This is a genomic window from Pseudomonas palleroniana (assembly GCF_003031675.1).
GTDB lineage: Bacteria > Pseudomonadota > Gammaproteobacteria > Pseudomonadales > Pseudomonadaceae > Aquipseudomonas > Aquipseudomonas palleroniana.
Map to the genome: position 1 here is coordinate 21,350 of NZ_PYWX01000030.1, position 18,306 is coordinate 39,655.

The 18,306-nt window shown below is 59.5% G+C and carries 23 protein-coding genes; 11 read left to right on the forward strand and 12 right to left on the reverse strand.

The features are described from left to right. Nucleotides 1-2: 2 nt before the first annotated feature. Nucleotides 3-1,277 carry a uracil-xanthine permease family protein gene (locus tag C9383_RS10220; RefSeq protein ID WP_060754959.1) on the forward strand — a complete coding sequence of 425 codons (1,275 nt, stop codon included), beginning with the start codon at nucleotides 3-5 and terminating at the stop codon, nucleotides 1,275-1,277. 115 nt (nucleotides 1,278-1,392) lie between these two features. Here the strand turns inward: C9383_RS10220 and hisC are convergent, their stop codons facing one another. From hisC to C9383_RS10270, 10 genes are all read right to left on the reverse strand, one after another. Continuing rightward, nucleotides 1,393-2,445 carry a histidinol-phosphate transaminase gene (gene hisC / locus C9383_RS10225; protein ID WP_090366730.1) on the reverse strand — a complete coding sequence of 351 codons (1,053 nt, stop codon included), beginning with the start codon at nucleotides 2,443-2,445 and terminating at the stop codon, nucleotides 1,393-1,395. Between the two features lie 3 nt (nucleotides 2,446-2,448). Next, nucleotides 2,449-3,765 (reverse strand): histidinol dehydrogenase, encoded by a 1,317-nt coding sequence (gene hisD, locus C9383_RS10230; RefSeq protein WP_090366732.1) that lies wholly within the window; start codon nucleotides 3,763-3,765, stop codon nucleotides 2,449-2,451. Nucleotides 3,766-3,892: 127 nt separating this feature from the next. After that, entirely contained in the window at nucleotides 3,893-4,528 is a 636-nt protein-coding gene (gene hisG / locus C9383_RS10235) for an ATP phosphoribosyltransferase (protein ID WP_003188599.1), read from the reverse strand. Between the two features lie 213 nt (nucleotides 4,529-4,741). Beyond that, a complete protein-coding gene (gene murA, locus C9383_RS10240; protein ID WP_060754956.1) occupies nucleotides 4,742-6,007 on the reverse strand; it encodes a UDP-N-acetylglucosamine 1-carboxyvinyltransferase in 1,266 nt (421 codons plus the stop codon). A gap of 23 nt (nucleotides 6,008-6,030) precedes the next feature. Continuing rightward, nucleotides 6,031-6,270 (reverse strand): BolA family protein, encoded by a 240-nt coding sequence (locus C9383_RS10245; RefSeq protein WP_060754955.1) that lies wholly within the window; start codon nucleotides 6,268-6,270, stop codon nucleotides 6,031-6,033. Between the two features lie 114 nt (nucleotides 6,271-6,384). Next, entirely contained in the window at nucleotides 6,385-6,690 is a 306-nt protein-coding gene (locus C9383_RS10250) for an STAS domain-containing protein (protein WP_090366734.1), read from the reverse strand. Beyond that, a complete protein-coding gene (locus tag C9383_RS10255; RefSeq protein WP_090366737.1) occupies nucleotides 6,687-7,334 on the reverse strand; it encodes an MlaC/ttg2D family ABC transporter substrate-binding protein in 648 nt (215 codons plus the stop codon). Before C9383_RS10255 ends, C9383_RS10250 begins: the two co-directional genes overlap by 4 nt. A gap of 11 nt (nucleotides 7,335-7,345) precedes the next feature. Beyond that, nucleotides 7,346-7,813: an outer membrane lipid asymmetry maintenance protein MlaD gene (gene mlaD / locus C9383_RS10260; RefSeq protein ID WP_010170575.1), complete on the reverse strand. Its 468-nt coding sequence runs from the start codon at nucleotides 7,811-7,813 to the stop codon at nucleotides 7,346-7,348. Continuing rightward, nucleotides 7,813-8,610, reverse strand: a complete 798-nt coding sequence (mlaE, locus tag C9383_RS10265; RefSeq protein ID WP_060754952.1) for a lipid asymmetry maintenance ABC transporter permease subunit MlaE — start codon at nucleotides 8,608-8,610, stop codon at nucleotides 7,813-7,815. The genes mlaD and mlaE overlap by 1 nt, the downstream gene beginning before the upstream one ends. Next, nucleotides 8,610-9,419 (reverse strand): ATP-binding cassette domain-containing protein, encoded by an 810-nt coding sequence (locus C9383_RS10270; RefSeq protein WP_003171811.1) that lies wholly within the window; start codon nucleotides 9,417-9,419, stop codon nucleotides 8,610-8,612. Before C9383_RS10270 ends, mlaE begins: the two co-directional genes overlap by 1 nt. Before the next feature lie 298 nt (nucleotides 9,420-9,717). Here C9383_RS10270 and C9383_RS10275 point away from each other — a divergent pair, with 298 nt between their 5' ends. The 10 genes from C9383_RS10275 (at nucleotide 9,718) to C9383_RS10320 (ending at nucleotide 16,727) form a co-directional block, all read left to right on the forward strand. After that, nucleotides 9,718-10,692 carry a KpsF/GutQ family sugar-phosphate isomerase gene (locus C9383_RS10275; protein ID WP_090366739.1) on the forward strand — a complete coding sequence of 325 codons (975 nt, stop codon included), beginning with the start codon at nucleotides 9,718-9,720 and terminating at the stop codon, nucleotides 10,690-10,692. After that, complete coding sequence (locus C9383_RS10280) at nucleotides 10,693-11,217, forward strand: KdsC family phosphatase (protein WP_090366741.1); 525 nt, start codon at nucleotides 10,693-10,695, stop codon at nucleotides 11,215-11,217. An 8-nt stretch (nucleotides 11,218-11,225) separates the two neighbouring features. Further along, nucleotides 11,226-11,798, forward strand: coding sequence for an LPS export ABC transporter periplasmic protein LptC (lptC, locus tag C9383_RS10285; RefSeq protein WP_060754949.1), 573 nt, complete (start codon nucleotides 11,226-11,228; stop codon nucleotides 11,796-11,798). Continuing rightward, a complete protein-coding gene (gene lptA / locus C9383_RS10290; protein WP_090366743.1) occupies nucleotides 11,785-12,318 on the forward strand; it encodes a lipopolysaccharide transport periplasmic protein LptA in 534 nt (177 codons plus the stop codon). Before lptC ends, lptA begins: the two co-directional genes overlap by 14 nt. Then, on the forward strand, nucleotides 12,318-13,043 hold the full coding sequence (gene lptB / locus C9383_RS10295; RefSeq protein WP_003171806.1) for an LPS export ABC transporter ATP-binding protein: 726 nt from the start codon (nucleotides 12,318-12,320) through the stop codon (nucleotides 13,041-13,043). The genes lptA and lptB overlap by 1 nt, the downstream gene beginning before the upstream one ends. A 185-nt stretch (nucleotides 13,044-13,228) precedes the next feature. Continuing rightward, the gene (locus C9383_RS10300) at nucleotides 13,229-14,722 is read left to right on the forward strand and encodes an RNA polymerase factor sigma-54 (RefSeq protein ID WP_090366745.1); all 1,494 of its coding nucleotides are present in this window, start codon (nucleotides 13,229-13,231) and stop codon (nucleotides 14,720-14,722) included. A gap of 75 nt (nucleotides 14,723-14,797) precedes the next feature. Then, the gene (hpf, locus tag C9383_RS10305; RefSeq protein ID WP_003171804.1) at nucleotides 14,798-15,103 is read left to right on the forward strand and encodes a ribosome hibernation-promoting factor, HPF/YfiA family; all 306 of its coding nucleotides are present in this window, start codon (nucleotides 14,798-14,800) and stop codon (nucleotides 15,101-15,103) included. Between the two features lie 10 nt (nucleotides 15,104-15,113). Next, entirely contained in the window at nucleotides 15,114-15,578 is a 465-nt protein-coding gene (ptsN, locus tag C9383_RS10310; protein ID WP_090366748.1) for a PTS IIA-like nitrogen regulatory protein PtsN, read from the forward strand. A gap of 2 nt (nucleotides 15,579-15,580) precedes the next feature. After that, on the forward strand, nucleotides 15,581-16,438 hold the full coding sequence (gene rapZ / locus C9383_RS10315) for an RNase adapter RapZ (RefSeq protein WP_060754945.1): 858 nt from the start codon (nucleotides 15,581-15,583) through the stop codon (nucleotides 16,436-16,438). A 16-nt stretch (nucleotides 16,439-16,454) separates the two neighbouring features. After that, complete coding sequence (locus tag C9383_RS10320; protein WP_060754944.1) at nucleotides 16,455-16,727, forward strand: HPr family phosphocarrier protein; 273 nt, start codon at nucleotides 16,455-16,457, stop codon at nucleotides 16,725-16,727. 37 nt (nucleotides 16,728-16,764) lie between these two features. On the opposite strand, the gene C9383_RS10325 is transcribed toward C9383_RS10320, so the two are convergent. Further along, nucleotides 16,765-17,658, reverse strand: a complete 894-nt coding sequence (locus C9383_RS10325) for a ZIP family metal transporter (RefSeq protein WP_090366750.1) — start codon at nucleotides 17,656-17,658, stop codon at nucleotides 16,765-16,767. 36 nt (nucleotides 17,659-17,694) lie between these two features. Then, on the reverse strand, nucleotides 17,695-18,306 hold the full coding sequence (locus tag C9383_RS10330; RefSeq protein ID WP_090366752.1) for a superoxide dismutase: 612 nt from the start codon (nucleotides 18,304-18,306) through the stop codon (nucleotides 17,695-17,697).

Below are 18,306 nucleotides of genomic sequence, written 5' to 3' on the forward strand. Positions count from 1 at the left end.
ACATGCAGGATGAATTCAACGACCCGCTTTGGCGCCAGATCCTGTCTGGCGCACAAATGCTCTTCGTGGCATTTGGCGCGCTGGTGTTGATGCCGCTGATCACAGGTCTGGATCCAAACGTCGCGCTGTTCACTGCCGGCCTGGGGACGCTGTTGTTCCAGGTGGTGACGGGGCGGCAGGTGCCGGTGTTCCTGGCATCGAGCTTCGCGTTCATCACCCCGATCATTCTCGCCAAGGGCCAGTTCGGCCTGGCAGCGACCATGGGCGGCGTGATGGCGGCCGGTTTCGTTTATACCTTCCTGGGCCTGGCGGTGAAGATCAAGGGCACCGGGTTCATTGACCGGTTGCTGCCGCCGGTGGTCATCGGCCCGGTGATTATCTCCATCGGCCTGGCCATGGCGCCGATTGCCGCCAATATGGCGATGGGTAAGGCCGGTGATGGCAGCGAGCTGATTCATTACCAGACCGCCATGATGATCTCGATGCCGGCCTTGCTGACCACCTTGATCGTGGCGGTGTTCGGCAAGGGTATTTTCCGCCTGGTGCCGATCATCTCCGGGGTACTGGTGGGTTTCGCCATGTCGTTCTACTTTGGCGTGGTCGATACGGCGAAGATCGCCGCCGCCCCCTGGTTCGCCCTGCCCCACTTCACCGCGCCGGAATTCAACTGGCAGGCGATTCTGTTTATCGTGCCGGTAGCCCTGGCCCCGGCGATCGAACATATCGGTGGTGTGATTGCGGTGGGCAGCGTGACCGGTCGCGACTACCTGAAGAAACCGGGCCTGCACCGTACTTTGCTGGGTGACGGGATCGCCACCACGGCCGCCGGCCTCTTTGGTGGCCCGCCGAATACCACCTACGCCGAAGTGACCGGCGCGGTGATGCTGACCAAGAACTACAACCCTAAAATCATGACCTGGGCCGCAATTTTTGCCATCAGCCTGGCATTTATCGGTAAGTTCGGCGCATTGCTGCAAAGCATTCCGGTACCCGTGATGGGCGGCATTCTATGCCTGCTGTTCGGCTCGATTGCCGCGGTGGGGATGAACACGCTGATCCGCCACAAGATCGACCTGGGTGAGGCACGCAACCTGGTGATTGTGTCCGTGACCCTGGTGTTCGGTATCGGCGGTGTACTGGTAGGCACCGGCACTGGCCCGGATGATTTCGGCCTCAAGGGCATCGCCCTGTGCGCGGTGGTGGCGATTGGTTTGAACCTGCTGCTGCCGGGTAATGATGGCTGGAAGAACAAGCAGTCTGACAAGCCGTTGATCTAACAAAATGTGGGAGGGGGCTTGCTCCCGATGGCGGAGTGTCAGTCGATACATGATTGACTGATCTACTGCCATCGGGAGCAAGCCCCCTCCCACATTTTTTGATCTCCAGTGTCGCTTAGAGCTCGCCGAGCCCATCGACCAGCGCCTGGTTCTGCTCAGGCGTGCCGATGCTGATCCGCAGGAACTGGGCAATCCGCTCCTGCTTGAAGTGCCGTACGATCACACCCCGCTCACGCAACTTGGCCGCCAGGCCGGCTGCGTCGTGCCGAGGGTGGCGGGCAAAGATGAAGTTGGCTGCCGACGGCAACACTTCAAAGCCTTTGCCTTCCAGTTGTGCGACCAGTGTGTTGCGACTGTCGATCACTTGCTTGCACGTTTTCTCGAAGTACTCACGGTCCTCGAACGCTGCCGTCGCGCCGACAATCGCCAGGCGATCCAGCGGGTAGGAGTTGAAGCTGTTCTTGACCCGCTCCAGCGCCTCGATCAGGTCCGGGTGGCCTACGGCCAGGCCCACCCGCAAACCGGCCAGTGAGCGCGATTTGGACAGGGTCTGGGTCACCAGCAGATTCGGGTAGCGGTCCACCAGGCTGATAGCGGTTTGGCCACCGAAGTCGATATAGGCTTCATCGACCACCACCACCGAATCCGGGCTGGCCTTGAGCATCTGCTCGACTGCCTGCAATGCCATCACGCAGCCGGTCGGCGCGTTCGGGTTGGGGAAAATGATCCCGCCGTTAGGCTTGGCGTAATCGGCCACACGAATCTGGAACTGCTCGTCCAACGGCACCGGGTCGGACTTGATGCCGTACAGGCCGCAGTACACCGGATAAAAGCTGTAGCTGATGTCTGGAAACAGCAGCGGCAAGTCGTGCTGGAACAGACCGTGGAAAATGTGTGCCAGGACTTCATCGGAACCATTGCCGAGGAATACCTTGCCGGCGTCGACCCCGTAATACTTGGCCACAGCCTGCTTGAGCAGATCGCTGTTGGGGTCCGGGTACAGGCGCAGATTGTCATTCAACTCGGCCTGCATGGCCGCCAGTGCCTTGGGCGAGGGGCCATAGGGGTTTTCATTGGTGTTGAGCTTGACCAGCTTGGTCAACTTGGGTTGCTCGCCGGGCACGTAAGGCACCAGGTCCTTGACGAAAGGGCTCCAGAATTTGCTCATGCCTTACTCTCCCTTGAGGATGCGATATTCGGCGCTGCGCGCGTGCGCACTCAGCGATTCACCACGGGCCAGCACCGAGGCGGTCTTGCCCAACTCGGAGGCGCCCTGCGGCGAACAGAAGATGATCGACGAACGCTTCTGGAAGTCATACACCCCCAGCGGCGACGAGAAACGCGCGGTGCCGGAAGTCGGCAGTACGTGGTTAGGGCCTGCACAGTAGTCGCCCAGGGCTTCGCTGGTGTGGCGGCCCATGAAGATCGCTCCGGCGTGCCGAATCGACGGCAGCCAGGCTTGCGGGTCGGCCACGGACAATTCCAGGTGTTCCGGCGCGATGCGGTTGGCCACTTCGATGGCCTGCTCCATGTCGCGAGCCAGAATCAGCGCGCCGCGGCCATTGATCGACTTCTCGATGATCTCGGCGCGCTCCATGGTCGGCAGCAGCTTATCGATACTGGCGGCGACCTTGTCGAGGAACTCGGCGTCCGGGCTGACCAGAATCGCCTGGGCGTCTTCGTCATGCTCAGCCTGGGAGAACAGGTCCATGGCGATCCAGTCCGGGTCGGTGTGGCCGTCGCACACCACGAGGATTTCCGAAGGACCGGCGATCATGTCGATCCCCACCTGGCCGAACACATGACGCTTGGCGGTGGCCACGTAGATGTTGCCCGGCCCCACCACCTTATCGACCTTCGGCACGCTCTCGGTGCCGTAGGCCAAGGCTGCAACGGCTTGGGCGCCGCCAATGGTAAACACGCGATCAACACCCGCGATGCACGCCGCCGCCAGCACCAACTCGTTGATTTCGCCGCGCGGGGTGGGCACCACCATGACCACTTCGGTCACGCCGGCCACTTTGGCCGGGATCGCGTTCATCAACACCGACGACGGGTACGAAGCTTTACCACCCGGCACGTACAGGCCGGCGCGGTCCAGCGGCGTGACCTTCTGGCCCAGCACGGTGCCATCGGCTTCGGTGTAGCTCCAGGAATCCTGTTTCTGCTTTTCGTGGTAGCTGCGTACCCGCGCCGCCGCGACTTCCAGAGCTTCGCGCTGGGTTGCAGTGATGCGCGTCAGAGCCAGTTCCAGGCGTTCGCGGGGCAGGATCAGGTCGGCCATGGACTCGACGTCCAGGCCGTCGAATTGGCGGGTGAAGTCCACCAGCGCTGCGTCACCGCGCTCGCGCACGGCCTTGATGATGTCGAGCACTCGCTGGTTGACCGAGTCGTCGGACACGCTTTCCCAGCTCAGCAGATGATCCAGATGATGGGCGAAATCCGGGTCGGCAGCATTGAGTCGGGCAATTGCAGTGGACGTGGTCATAGCGAGGGCCTCATAGGATTGGCAAAGATGCTCAGGCGCCGAAAGTTAGCAGTCGATCCGCTTGGGCACCTGAGAATTCTGGCTATGAGGCGGATAGACGGGCGCGACCTAGGGCCGCGCGGGTAGGTCAACCGCGGTGTCGAGACTCCACTGCCTTGCGCAGGGTGTCGATCAACGCCTGAATACGGGCGTGTTGCATTTTCATGGAAGCTTTGTTGACGATCAGGCGCGAGCTGATGTCAGCAATGAAATCCTGGGGTTCCAGGCCGTTGGCACGCAGGGTGTTGCCGGTGTCGACGACGTCGATGATCTTGTCGGCCAGGCCAATCAGCGGCGCCAACTCCATCGAACCGTAGAGCTTGATGATGTCGACCTGACGACCCTGCTCGGCGTAGTAGCGCTTGGCAACGTTGACGAACTTGGTGGCAACCCGCAGACGACCCTTGGGTTCGACGTCGCCGACACGACCGGCAGTCATCAGCTTGCACAGGGCAATACGCAGGTCCAACGGCTCGTACAGGCCCTGGCCGCCGTATTCCATCAGCACGTCTTTACCGGCGACACCGAGGTCGGCCGCGCCATGTTCAACATAGGTCGGCACGTCGGTAGCCCGCACGATCAACAGGCGAACGTCGTCCTGGGTCGTGGGGATGATCAGCTTGCGGCTCTTGTCCGGATTCTCGGTCGGCACGATGCCCGCTTCAGCCAGAAGCGGCAAAGTGTCGTCAAGGATGCGGCCCTTGGACAGTGCGATGGTCAACATAGGAAACGTCAGTCCTTCATCAGGCTATTGCTGTCCGGGCGCAAACGGCGCCAGACACAGATCGAGGCCATTACAGCCTCGACTTGAAATAACGGCAAACTTCATTGTAGTGAGCGGGCTTGCCCCGCGCTGGAGTGCGCAGCGCTCCCAAGATTTTTAGGGCCGCTTCGCAGCCCAGCGCGGGGCAAGCCCGCTCACTACAGTGATAGCGGACTAGCCCGGTACGCGGCGGATCTTCGCACCGAGCATCTGCAGCTTCTCTTCGATGCACTCGTAGCCACGGTCTATGTGGTAGATGCGATCGATCAGGGTGTCGCCTTTGGCACACAGTGCCGAAATCACCAGGCTGGCCGAAGCACGCAGGTCGGTCGCCATCACCGGCGCGCCCTTGAGCTCATCGATGCCGGTAACGATAGCGGTGTTGCCCTCGACCTGGATCTTGGCACCCATGCGGTGCAGCTCGTACACGTGCATGAAGCGGTTTTCGAAGATGGTCTCGATCACGGCGCCCGTGCCTTCGGCAATTGCGTTCAAGGAAATGAACTGCGCTTGCATGTCAGTCGGGAACGCTGGGTAAGGAGCAGTGCGCAAGTTAACGGCCTTGGCCCGCTTGCCGTGCATGTCCAGCTCGATCCAGTCTTCACCGGTGGTGATTTCAGCACCGGCTTCCTTGAGTTTTTCCAGGACGGCTTCGAGGATGGTCGGATCGGTGTCCTTGACCTTCACGCGGCCACCGGTCACGGCGGCGGCAACCAGGTAAGTGCCGGTTTCGATACGGTCCGGCATCACTTTGTAGGTAGCCGAGTGCAGACGCTTCACACCGTCGATGGTAATGGTGTCGGTGCCGGCGCCGCTGATGTTGGCACCCATGGCGATCAGGAAATTCGCCAGGTCGACCACTTCCGGCTCACGCGCGGCGTTTTGCAGGACGCTGCGACCATTGGCCAGGGCAGCGGCCATCATGATGTTCTCGGTACCGGTCACACTGACGGTATCGAAGAAGAAGTTGGCTCCACGCAAGCCGCCTTCCGGCGCCTTGGCCTTGATGTAGCCGCCTTCGACGTCGATGATCGCGCCCATGGCTTCAAGGCCACGGATGTGCAGGTCAACCGGGCGCGAACCGATGGCACAACCGCCAGGCAGGGCCACTTCGGCTTCGCCGAAACGGGCAACCATCGGGCCCAGTACCAGGATCGACGCACGCATGGTTTTCACCAATTCATACGGGGCAACCAGGGTCTTGATGGTGCGCGGGTCGATTTCGACCGCCAGTTTCTCGTCTATGACCGGCTCGATACCCATGCGACCGAACAGTTCGATCATGGTGGTGATGTCGTGCAGGTGCGGCAGGTTGGCCACAGTCACCGGGCCATCGCACAGCAGGGTCGCTGCCAGGATCGGCAAGGCGGAGTTTTTCGCACCGGAAATGCGAATCTCGCCATCAAGGCGGGCACCACCGGTAATAATCAATTTATCCATAAGAATCTCGACGCCTTGGGGGCTCAGGTGCGCTCGGACCAAGCCGCGCGGCTGAAAAATTTCATAGTGACCGCGTGGATGCTGCCATCGGTGATCCACGGGTTCAAATGGGCATAGATCTGCTGTTGACGCTTGACCGGGCTCAATGCCGCCAGTTCATCGCTAATCACGTTCAGCTGGAAATTGCAGCCTTCGCCTTCAACTTCTACGATCGTTTCCGGCAGCTTTCCTTCAAGGAAGCTCTTAACTTCTAGGGCCTGCATGCTCAACCTCTATCGGCGCCCAGTGCGCACGGGTCGCACATCATACAAAAAAGCCCCGCGCCTGCGAACCCCGCATAGCAGGACTCTGACGGGGGGCTTTCTTGATAATAGCTATTAAGGATGCGCCAACAGCTCGGTCAGGCCACTGACCTGGGCAATTTCACGCATATCTTCGGGCAACGCGCGGATACTCACAGGCTTTTTCGCAGCCTCGGCATCACGCATGAAGCACAGCAACAATGACAAGCCGACGCTGCTGGACTTGGTCACTGCCGAGCAATCGAGCACCAAAGCGGGCAAAGTGCTGGACTTGATCAACGCCTGGCCCTGCTTGCGCAGCGCAGGCCCGGTGCGGTAGTCCAGCACGCCGCTGAGCAGCAGCTCGCCGGCATCGCCAAGACGAACAGCCGACTCGGTCATTGTGCGGACTTCCCAGCTTCTTTATCGGAAGCTTCCTTGGCCTTGGCCACTTCACCCGCCCAACCATTGATGGTCTTGTCCAGGTCGTTGCCGTTGCGCTGCATGGCATCGGCGAACTGGTCACGGAACAGCTTGCCGATATTGATGCCGTTGATGATCACGTTGCGCAGCTTCCACTCGCCGTTGACCTTCTCCAGCGTGTACTGCACAGGGTAGACGGCGCCGTTGTTGCCTTTGACGCTCATGTTCACGCTGGTGCGGTCGCCCGACTCATCGCCGGCCGGAGCAACGGTAATGCCCTGGTTGTTGTACTCAAGCAGCGCATTGCCGTAGAACTGGAACAGGCCCCTCTTGAAGTTTTCCTGGAAGGTCTGCATCTGCGCTGGGGTTGCTTTGCGCGAGTACTTGACCGTCATGATGCTTCTGGAAATGCCTTCGGCGTCAACCACAGGCCCGACAATGGTGTTCAGGGCGTTGTAGAACTGGCTTGGGTCTTGTTTGTATTGCTCTTTGTTGGCTTTCAAGTCAGCCAGCATCTTGTTGGTCGTGTCCTGCACCAGATCGTGCGCAGAACCTGCCGCGTTGGCCATCAGCGGCAGCGCTGCAAGCAGTACCAGCAGGCCGCGTCGCAAGGTAGAGATCATGAACAGGTTCCTCATTTGGCGTCTTTATTGACCGTATTGAGCAGGAATTTACCGATCAGGTCTTCAAGCACCAACGACGACTGTGTGTCGTGGATTGTCGAACCATCCTTGAGCAGGGCTGTTTCCCCGCCCACGCTGATACCGATGTATTTTTCGCCCAGCAGACCCGCAGTGAGGATAGATGCAGTGGAGTCCGTCGGCAGATTATCTACCTTCTTATCCACCTGCATGGTCACTCGGCCGGTGAAGCTGTCGCGATCCAGATCGATTGCCGTGACCTTGCCGATGGTCACACCGGCCATGGTCACTTTAGCTCTGACCGTCAAACCGGCGATATTGTCAAAGTATGCGTAAAGTTTATAAGTATCGGCGGTGGGGCTGGCCGAAAGGCCGCTGACGCGCAGCGCCAGCAACAGTAAAGCCAGGATGCCAGCCAGCAAGAAAAGGCCGACACCGATTTCCACAGTGCGGTTTTGCATCAGAAATCTCCAAACATCAAGGCGGTCAAAATGAAGTCAAGGCCCAGTACGGCCAGCGAGGCGTACACAACGGTCTTGGTGGTGGCGCGACTGATCCCTTCTGAGGTGGGCTCACAGTCGTAGCCTTGGAATACGGCGATCCAGGTCACTACAAAGGCAAAAACGATACTCTTGATGATGCCGTTGAGCACATCGCCACTGAACGTCACGCTGTTTTGCATGTTGGCCCAGTAGGAGCCGTCATAGACCCCCAGCCAGTCCACCGCCACCCAAGAGCCGCCCCAGATACCCACCACGCTGAAAATCATCGCCAGCAATGGAAGGGAAATGAAGCCGGCCCACAGGCGCGGGGCAACAATGTATTTGAGCGGGTCTACGCCGATCATTTCCAGGCTGGACAGTTGCTCGGTGGACTTCATGTTGCCAATCTCGGCAGTCAGCGCCGAACCGGCGCGCCCGGCGAACAGCAACGCGGTGACCACCGGACCAAGCTCACGCAGCAGCGTCAGGGCGACCATCTGCCCTACCGCCTGCTCCGAACCGTAGCTGGAAAGAATATTGAAGCCCTGCAACGCTAGCACCATGCCGATGAATACGCCCGAGACGACGATGATCACCAGGGACATCACGCCGACCGCATGCAGCTGTTTGACCAGCAACCCAAAGCCGCCGCCGATGCCGCCGCGACCGAGCAAGGCGTGAAACAGGAAAATAGTCGAGCGACCCAGCACTTCGACGATGTCGATGCCTGAGCGGCCGAAAAGGCGAACCTTCTCGATAAGAGATGTCTTGCGCATCAGCGCTTCCCCAGAAGATCTGAGCGGTAGTCCGCTGCCGGAAAGTGAAAAGGCACCGGGCCATCGGGATCGCCGGTCATGAACTGGCGGATACGCGGGTTATCGGCATTCATCAGCTCCTCCGGCGTACCCTGCCCCAGCACCTGGCCATCACCCACCACATAGAGGTAGTCAGCGATGCTCGCGGTCTCGGCCAGATCGTGGGACACCACGATGCTGGTGATCCCCAGCGCATCATTGAGCAAGCGGATCAGGCGTACCAGCACGCCCATGGCGATGGGGTCCTGGCCGACGAAAGGCTCGTCATACATCAGGATCTGTGGGTCGAGGGCAATAGCCCGCGCGAGGGCGACACGGCGTTTCATGCCGCCGGACAACTCGTCGGGCATCAGGTCGATGGCACCACGAAGGCCAACGGCCTGCAGTTTCAACAACACGATGTCACGGATCATCTCGTCGGACAGCTGGGTATGCACCCGCAGCGGAAACGCTACGTTTTCGAAAACATCGAGGTCGGTAAACAGCGCGCCGCTCTGGAACAGCACCCCCATGTGCTTGCGCGCATCGAACAGATCGCTGCGCGACAGCGTCGGCAGGTTCTGGCCATTGACCCACACTTCACCGGCACTGGGGCGCAATTGCATGCCCATCAGGCGCAATAAGGTGGTTTTGCCACAGCCGGAAGGCCCCATGATTCCCGTGACCTTGCCACGGGGAATGCGAATATCGACGTTATTGAAGATGCTGCGCGTCCCGCGCTTGAAGGTAAGGCCCTTCAGCTCGACCGCGTAGGCGTTATCGGCACTCATCTAATCTCCTTGGGATGCAGCCTTTCACTCAGACACCCGGTATGCGACTTTCGTTAGCAACGCCTGCGCAATAATTATCCACATGGGCTGAGCGGACCGAACTGGCGGCGAACTATATCACTGCTGGTACAGCGCCCCCAAGGCCGGAACAGCGCTTGTTCAGATTCACGACAGGGAAAAAACGTTGCTGAGCACGAATCTCAAGCGCTCAGCGAATAAAGCCTGACGAACTTGCGTGAGGGAATTGATCATTACCGCTATAATCGCCGACTTTTCGTCAGGCTATACGACTTCAGACATGAGCCAATCCAGCGACCTCATTGAATCCGCACAACGTACCATTCGCCTCGAACTGGAAGCCGTAGAAGGTTTACTGGCCCATATCGACGCGGATTTCGTGCGCGCCTGCGAGATGATCCTGGCCAGTAAGGGCCGCGTTGTCGTGGTCGGCATGGGCAAATCCGGCCATGTCGGCAACAAGATTGCCGCCACACTGGCAAGCACCGGCACCACCGCGTTTTTTGTACATCCGGCCGAAGCCAGCCATGGCGACATGGGCATGATCACCAAGGATGACATCATCCTGGCGCTGTCCAACTCCGGCACCACCAACGAAATCGTGACCTTGCTGCCGCTGATCAAGCGCCTGGGCATCAAGATGATCAGCCTCACCGGCAACCCGGAATCGACGCTGGCCAAGGCTGCCGAAGTCAACTTGAACGTGCATGTGGCCCATGAAGCCTGCCCACTGAACCTGGCTCCCACCTCTTCGACCACCGCGGCCCTGGTCATGGGCGACGCCCTGGCCGTAGCGCTGCTGGAGGCTCGCGGCTTTACCGCTGAAGACTTCGCGTTCTCCCACCCGGGCGGCGCCCTGGGCCGTCGCCTGCTGCTGAAGGTGGAAAACGTCATGCATGCCGGCGATGAACTACCCCACGTCCAACGCAGCACGTTGCTCAAGGACGCGTTGATGGAGATGACCCGCAAGGGCCTGGGCATGACCGTGATCCTGGAGACCGACGGACGCCTGGCCGGAGTCTTCACCGACGGCGACCTGCGCCGAACCCTGGACCGTACCATTGATATCCACACCGCAACCATCGATGCGGTGATGACGCCCCACGGCAAGACGGCCCGCCCGGAAATGCTCGCGGCCGAAGCCCTGAAAATCATGGAAGACCACAAGATCGGCGCGCTGGTGGTAGTCGACAGCGACGACCGCCCGATTGGCGCGTTGAACATGCACGACTTACTGCGTGCGGGAGTGATGTAAATGACCGACGACCTGCTGCAACGCGGCAAGAACATCAAACTGGCGATTTTCGACGTCGATGGCGTGCTGACCGATGGCCGCCTGTATTTCCTCGAGGATGGCAGCGAATTCAAGACTTTCAACACGCTTGATGGCCAAGGCATCAAAATGTTGATGGCCGCGGGCGTGCAAACCGCGATTATCAGCGGTCGAAAGACACCCGTTGTGGAACGCCGCGCACAAAACCTGGGGATTCCTCACCTCTATCAGGGCCGTGAGGATAAACTGGTGGTTCTGGACGAGCTTCTTGGCCAACTCAACCTAAGCTATGAGCAGGTCGCCTACTTGGGCGATGACCTGCCCGACCTGCCGGTCATTCGCCGGGTGGGCCTGGGCATGGCCGTCGCGAACGCCGCAGCCTTTGTGCGTGAACACGCGCATGGCGTCACCACTGCCCGTGGCGGTGAAGGTGCCGCCCGCGAGTTCTGCGAATTGATCCTGCGCGCCCAGGGCAGTCTTGAAGCGGCCCACGCCGCCTACCTATAGAGCGTTTTATGCTGAGCAAAAAGATTCGCAACTTCCTGTTATTCGGAGTCATCGCCGCGATCTTCCTGGCGGTGGGCTACTGGAATATCAGCCCGGAGCGCTTCCTCGACAAACCTGTCGTACAGGTTGATGCAGGCGCTATCGACTATTACGCAACCAACGCCTACAGCGTGCAGTTCCTGCCCGATGGCAAAGTGCAGTACGAGATGACGGCAGACAAGGTCGAACATTTGAAAGCGTCCGAGGTCACTTTGCTGACCAACCCGGACATGAACCTGTACCGTGGCACCGAGTTCCCTTGGCATGTCACGAGCCTGCGCGGCGAAGTCAACCCGGACGGCACCCAGGTAGAGTTGATCGACTCGGTACGCATTGCGCGCACCGACGAACAGAAGCGCGACACCATCATCACCAGCAGTCGCATGACCGTATTCCCACAACAGCAATATGCGCAGACCGAGCAAGACGTTAGAATCGACGGCGCTGGCGGTGTATCGACTGGCAAGGGAATGAAAGCGTATTTGAAAGAAAGCAGGATACACCTGCTATCGAACGTAAGAGGACAGTATGAGGCTCGTTAAAACCCTCCCTATTTTGCTCGGTCTGGGCGCAGCACTGGGAAGCGTGAGCGCCTGGGCTCTGCCGAACGATAGCCAGCAACCGATCCACATTCAGGCCAACGATGCCCAATTGGACGACAAGAAAGGCATCGCTACCTACACGGGCGATGTGATCATTACCCAGGGCTCGATGAAAATCACCGGCAACACGGTGACGCTCACTCGCACCCCCGCTGGCGACATCGACGTGGTGACCTCGGTGGGCAACCTGGCTTACTTCGAGCAGAAGCAAGCCGCGACCGATCCGGGACCGATGAAGGGCTACGGTAAGACCATCCAGTACCACGCCCAGCAAAACCGCATCATTTTGATCGACCAGGCCAAAGTGATCAGCACCGACGGCAACTCCACGGAAGGTGAAAAAATCACCTATGACACCGTGAAACAGATCGCCAACGCCGGTCGTGCCAATGGCAACAAGGTCACGGCACCTCGTCCGCGTATCGACATGGTTATCCAGCCGAAGAAGAAGGCCGAGTAATGGCAACCCTGAAAGCCCAGCATCTGGCCAAGGCCTATAAAAGCCGTCAGGTCGTGCGCGACGTCAGCTTGTCGATCGACAGTGGCCAGATCGTCGGTTTGCTCGGTCCCAACGGTGCCGGCAAGACCACTTGCTTCTATATGATCGTCGGCCTGGTCCAGGCGGATCAGGGTCGCGTACTGATCGACGACCTGGACGTCAGCCACCAGCCCATGCACGGTCGTGCTCGGGCTGGTATCGGCTATCTTCCGCAGGAAGCGTCGATCTTCCGCAAACTGTCGGTGGCCGACAACATCATGGCGATTCTGGAGACCCGCAAGGAACTCGACCGTGATGGCCGCCGCAAAGAGCTGGAAAGCCTGCTGCAGGAATTCCACATCAACCACATTCGCGACAACCTCGGCATGAGCCTGTCCGGTGGTGAGCGTCGCCGAGTGGAGATCGCCCGCGCCCTGGCCACCGCACCGAAGTTCATCCTGCTGGACGAACCGTTTGCCGGCGTCGACCCGATCTCGGTTGGCGACATCAAACAGATCATCCACCACCTCAAGGCCAAGGGCATCGGCGTACTGATCACCGATCACAACGTTCGCGAGACGCTGGATATCTGTGAAACCGCCTATATCGTCAACGATGGCCAACTGATCGCCGAAGGTGACTCCGCGACCATTCTGGCCAACGAACTGGTCAAGGAAGTGTACCTGGGCCACGAGTTCCGCCTGTAAACACCGCGGTGTCACGGCTATTGGCCAATGCGCGCGGTAGTCAATAAAAACCTCAGGCTTTTTATTGTTACCGCGCTCTAGGCAAAGCCCCCGATATCAGGCATATAATTTGCTTATGTTTGGCGCTCACGCGCCCTGTCGTGGATGGCGCAATGCGCCGGCGAATAAGGTGTTAAGCCCCTGCCATGAAACCATCGCTAGTCCTGAGAATGGGCCAGCAGCTGACGATGACACCGCAGCTGCAACAGGCCATCCGCCTGCTCCAATTGTCGACCCTGGACCTGCAACAGGAAATCCAGGAGGCCCTGGAGTCCAATCCGATGCTCGAACGCCAGGAAGACGGCGACGACTTCGATAATACGGACCCGCTGGCCGACAACATCGAGCAAAAACCCAACTCCGACGTGCAGGAACCCTCCTATCAGGAAACCGCCCCTACGGTGGACAACCTCGAGGACGGCGAATGGAACGAACGCATCCCCAACGAGCTTCCAGTGGATACCGCCTGGGAAGACGTCTACCAGACCAGTGCCAGCAGCCTGCCCAGCAGCGACGATGACGAGTGGGACTTCACCACCCGCACGTCCGCCGGCGAGAGCCTGCAAAGCCATCTGTTGTGGCAGTTGAACCTGGCGCCGATGTCCGACACCGACCGCCTGATCGCCGTCACCCTGATCGACTGCATCAACAACCAGGGCTACCTGGACGAAACCCTTGATGAAATCCTCGAGGCATTCGACCCGGAACTGGACATCGAACTGGACGAAATCGAAGCCGTCCTGCACCGCATCCAGCAGTTCGAGCCCGCCGGCATCGGCGCCCGTACGCTCAGCGAGTGCCTGCTGCTGCAACTGCGCCAACTGCCCGCCAAGACCCCCTGGCTGCTCGAAGCCCAGCGCCTGGTGACCGACTATATCGACCTGCTGGGCAGCCGCGACTACAGCCAGTTGATGCGCCGCATGAAGCTCAAGGAAGACGACCTGCGCCAGGTGATCGAGCTGGTACAGAGCCTCAACCCGCGCCCAGGCTCACAAATCGAGTCCAGCGAAGCCGAGTATGTCGTGCCCGACGTAATCGTGCGCAAGGACAATGAGCGCTGGCTCGTCGAGCTGAACCAGGAGTCGGTGCCGCGCCTGCGAGTCAACCCGCAATATGCAGGCTTTGTGCGCCGCGCCGACACCAGCGCCGACAACACCTTCATGCGCAACCAATTGCAGGAAGCCCGCTGGTTCATCAAGAGCCTGCAAAGCCGCAACGAAACCCTGATGAAAGTGGCCACCCAGATCGTCGAGCATCAGCGCGGCTTCCTGGAGTATGGCGACGAAGCGATGAAACCGCTTGTGCTGCACGATATCGCCGAAGCAGTGGGCATGCACGAGTCGACGATTTCCCGGGTAACCACGCAAAAATTCATGCATACCCCCCGGGGTATTTATGAGTTGAAATACTTTTTCTCAAGCCACGTCAGCACCTCCGAAGGCGGCGAATGCTCGTCCACGGCAATCCGCGCGATCATCAAAAAACTGGTTGCCGCGGAAAATCAGAAAAAGCCATTGAGTGACAGTAAGATCGCTGGTTTACTGGAGGCACAAGGCATTCAGGTCGCCCGTCGAACCGTCGCCAAGTACCGCGAGTCCCTCGGGATCGCGCCTTCCAGCGAGCGTAAGCGTTTGATGTGACGGGCGGGCCACAGCGTTCCAGTGGCAGGCACCCCGGCCTGCCGCTTTATGCACTGGCAACGAAGGAGAAGCTGTATGCAAGTCAACATCAGTGGACACCAGCTGGAAGTCACCAAACCCCTGCGTGAATACACCGAAAGCAAGCTGAACAAGCTTGCGGGGCATTTTGACAAGATCACCAACGTGCAGGTCATCATGGAGGTCGATAAGCTCAAGCAGAAAATCGAGGCCACCCTGCACGTACCGAATGCCAAGCTCGTCGCCAATGCGGAACATGAAGACATGTACGCGGCGATCGACTCGCTCTACGACAAGCTCGACCGCCAACTCATAAAGCATAAGGAAAAGAATCTGCACCTGATGCAAGGTACAGGTCGCTAACTCCCCTCCCATGATCCGACTTGAAACCATCCTGACCCCCGGCCGTTCCCTTGTGAACGTGCCGGGCGGCAGCAAGAAAAAAGCCCTCGAACAAATTGCCAACCTGATCAGCCGCGAAGTGCCGGATCTGGAGATGCAGGATGTCTTCGAGGCGCTGGTTGCCCGTGAAAAACTCGGCTCTACCGGTTTTGGCAATGGCATCGCCATTCCGCACTGCCGACTCAAAGGCTGCGAAGCCCCCGTGAGCGCCCTGCTGCACCTGGAAGCGCCCATCGATTTCGACGCCATCGATGGCGCCCCGGTCGACCTGCTCTTCGTACTACTGGTCCCACAGGCTGCCACCGACGCACACCTGGAACTGCTTCGGCAGATCGCCAGCATGCTCGACCGCAAGGAAGTACGCGACAAACTACGCAGCGCCAGCAGCAACGAGGCGCTCTATCAGGTTGTCCTGGATGAACAAAACGGGCAGTAATCATGCGTTTGATCATCGTCAGCGGCCGTTCCGGCTCAGGTAAAAGCACCGCCCTCAATGTTCTTGAGGACAACGGTTTTTATTGCATCGACAACTTACCCGCCGGTCTGCTGCCTGAATTGGCGGAACGTGCGTTGATCCATACCGAACTGGCGCAACCGTTGGTGGCCGTATCGATTGACGCCCGCAACCTGCCCAGCCACCTCTCCCGCTTCCCGGAGTTGCTCGAGGAAGTACGCGCCAAGCACATTCATTGCGACGTGCTGTATCTGGATGCCGACGAAGAGACGCTGCTCAAACGCTTCTCGGAAACCCGTCGACGTCATCCGCTCAGCAGCCCACATCGATCTCTGGCTGAAGCCATTGAGGACGAAACCACGTTGCTGGGGCCGATCATTGACCTCGCCGACCTGAAGATCAACACCACCAGCCTCAACCTGTACCAACTACGCGACGCGATCAAGCTGCGTCTGTTGAACCAGCCCGAGCCCGGCACCGCGTTTCTCGTGGAGTCGTTCGGCTTCAAGCGCGGCATGCCGGTGGACGCCGACCTGGTGTTCGATGTCCGCTGCTTGCCTAACCCCTACTGGAAGCCAGAGCTGCGCGACCAGTCCGGGCTGGATCAACCCGTTATCGACTACCTTGCAGCACAGCCGGATGTAGAGGATATGTTCCAGGATATCTCTACTTACCTGCTTAAATGGTTGCCGCGCTTCGCCGCGAGCAATCGGGCCTATGTCACGATTGCCATTGGTTGCACCGGCGGCCATCACCGCTCTGTCTATTTGACCGAACGACTGGGCCAGGTTTTGCAACACACCCTCAAGAACGTCCAGGTTCGCCACCGCGACCTTAGCTGAAAGGAACACCCCCGCGATGCCCGCTCTGGAAATTGAAATCATCAACAAGCTCGGCTTGCACGCCCGGGCTTCCGCCAAATTCGTCGGCGTTGCCGGGCAGTTCCCCTGCCAGATTCGCGCCGGCCGCACCCCGGAATCGATGGTCGATGGCAAAAGCATCATGGCCATGATGATGCTGGCTGCCGGCAAGGGCACCCGGATCCACCTGAAGACGGAAGGCGAGCAGGAACAGGAAGCGATGGACGCCTTGGTGAAGTTGATCAACAACTACTTTGATGAGGGTGAGTAAACCCACCCGTTGAAAACTGCGTGGAGCTGAAACGGCTTCACCCCAACGCAGTATCCATGACCATCATCAGGCAAAACCCGATACACAGCCCCAGGCTGGCGAGCTTTTCGTGACCATTGCGCCTCGATTCGGGGATCACTTCATGGGTTACCACCAGCAACATCGCACCGGCGGCCAACGCCATCCCCAATGGCAACAGCACCTCGGCCAGGCTTACCAGCCATGCGCAAAGCACGGCAAAGACAGGCTCGACCAACCCGGATGCAGCACCGATCAAGAATGCCTTAAACCGTGACATCCCTGCCCCCGCCAATACCAGCGCTATCACCAGACCTTCAGGCACGTCCTGCAGGGCAATGCCCATGGCCAAACTGTCGGCATCGGGTACGCCACCCCCAGCGGAGACGCCCACCGCCATACCTTCCGGAATGTTGTGGGCAATGATCGCGAACACAAATAGCCACATACGCGGCGGGATTACCGGCTTGTCCGGTGTCCCCACCAATATTTCGGGGCTGGCACCAGAAACCTTGCGATCAACCAGATACAGCCAGAAAGCACCCAGCATGATGCCGAAGCTGATCAATCCGCTCGCGCCCCAGGGCGATAACCCGAGGTTCTGGGCGGCAGAGATACCCGGCACGACCAACGAGAACGCGGTCGCCGCCAACATCACCCCCGCACCAAATCCCAGCAGGGAATCACTCAGTGCGACCGGCATGCGCCGAATCACCAGCACCGGGACCGCCCCCAACGCCGTGCCAAGCGCACAGATCGCCCCGCCCTGCAGGGCACGCAGAATGCGTGGTTCCAGGCCCAACCAGGCCAGCCCATGGGCTACCAGCAACGCAGTACCTGCCAATAGCAGCAGCGAGCCAAACGCATAGCGAAACAGGCGCCCGCTGCCGATCGTCAGTGTTTCAGTGCCCATTGGTCACCCTTGGATCTTGTTATAGGGAGGTGAGTGTCAGGCCAAGGCAGCCTGATAACGAGCGGCGACTTCCGGCCAGTTGATGACGCTGTAGAAGGCATTGATGTATTCCGGGCGACGGTTCTGATACTGCAGGTAGTAGGCGTGCTCCCAGACATCCAGGCCGAGGATCGGCGTATTGCCGCTCATCAACGGGCTGTCCTGATTGCCGCTGCTCTCCACCACCAGGGTCTTGCCTGGAGTGACACTGAGCCAGGCCCAGCCACTGCCGAAACGGGTCAGCGCGGCTTTGGTAAAGGCTTCCTTGAAACGCTCAAAGCCGCCCAATTGCTCGTCGATAGCCCGGCCCAGCACGCCCTCGGGCTGGCCGCCGCCCTTGGGTGACATCACTGCCCAGAACAGCGAGTGGTTGGCATGACCGCCGCCCTGATTGATCACTGCCGCGCGCAGTGTTTCAGGCAATTGCTGGACGCTGGACACCAGTTTCTCTACCGGCCAGCCCTCGAACTCAGTCCCGTCAACCGCCGCGTTGAGGTTGTTGATATAAGTCTGGTGATGCTTGGTGTAGTGAATTTCCATGGTCTGTGCATCGATATGCGGCTCGAGGGCATCGTAGGCATAAGGCAAGGCAGGCAAGGTGTAGGTCAT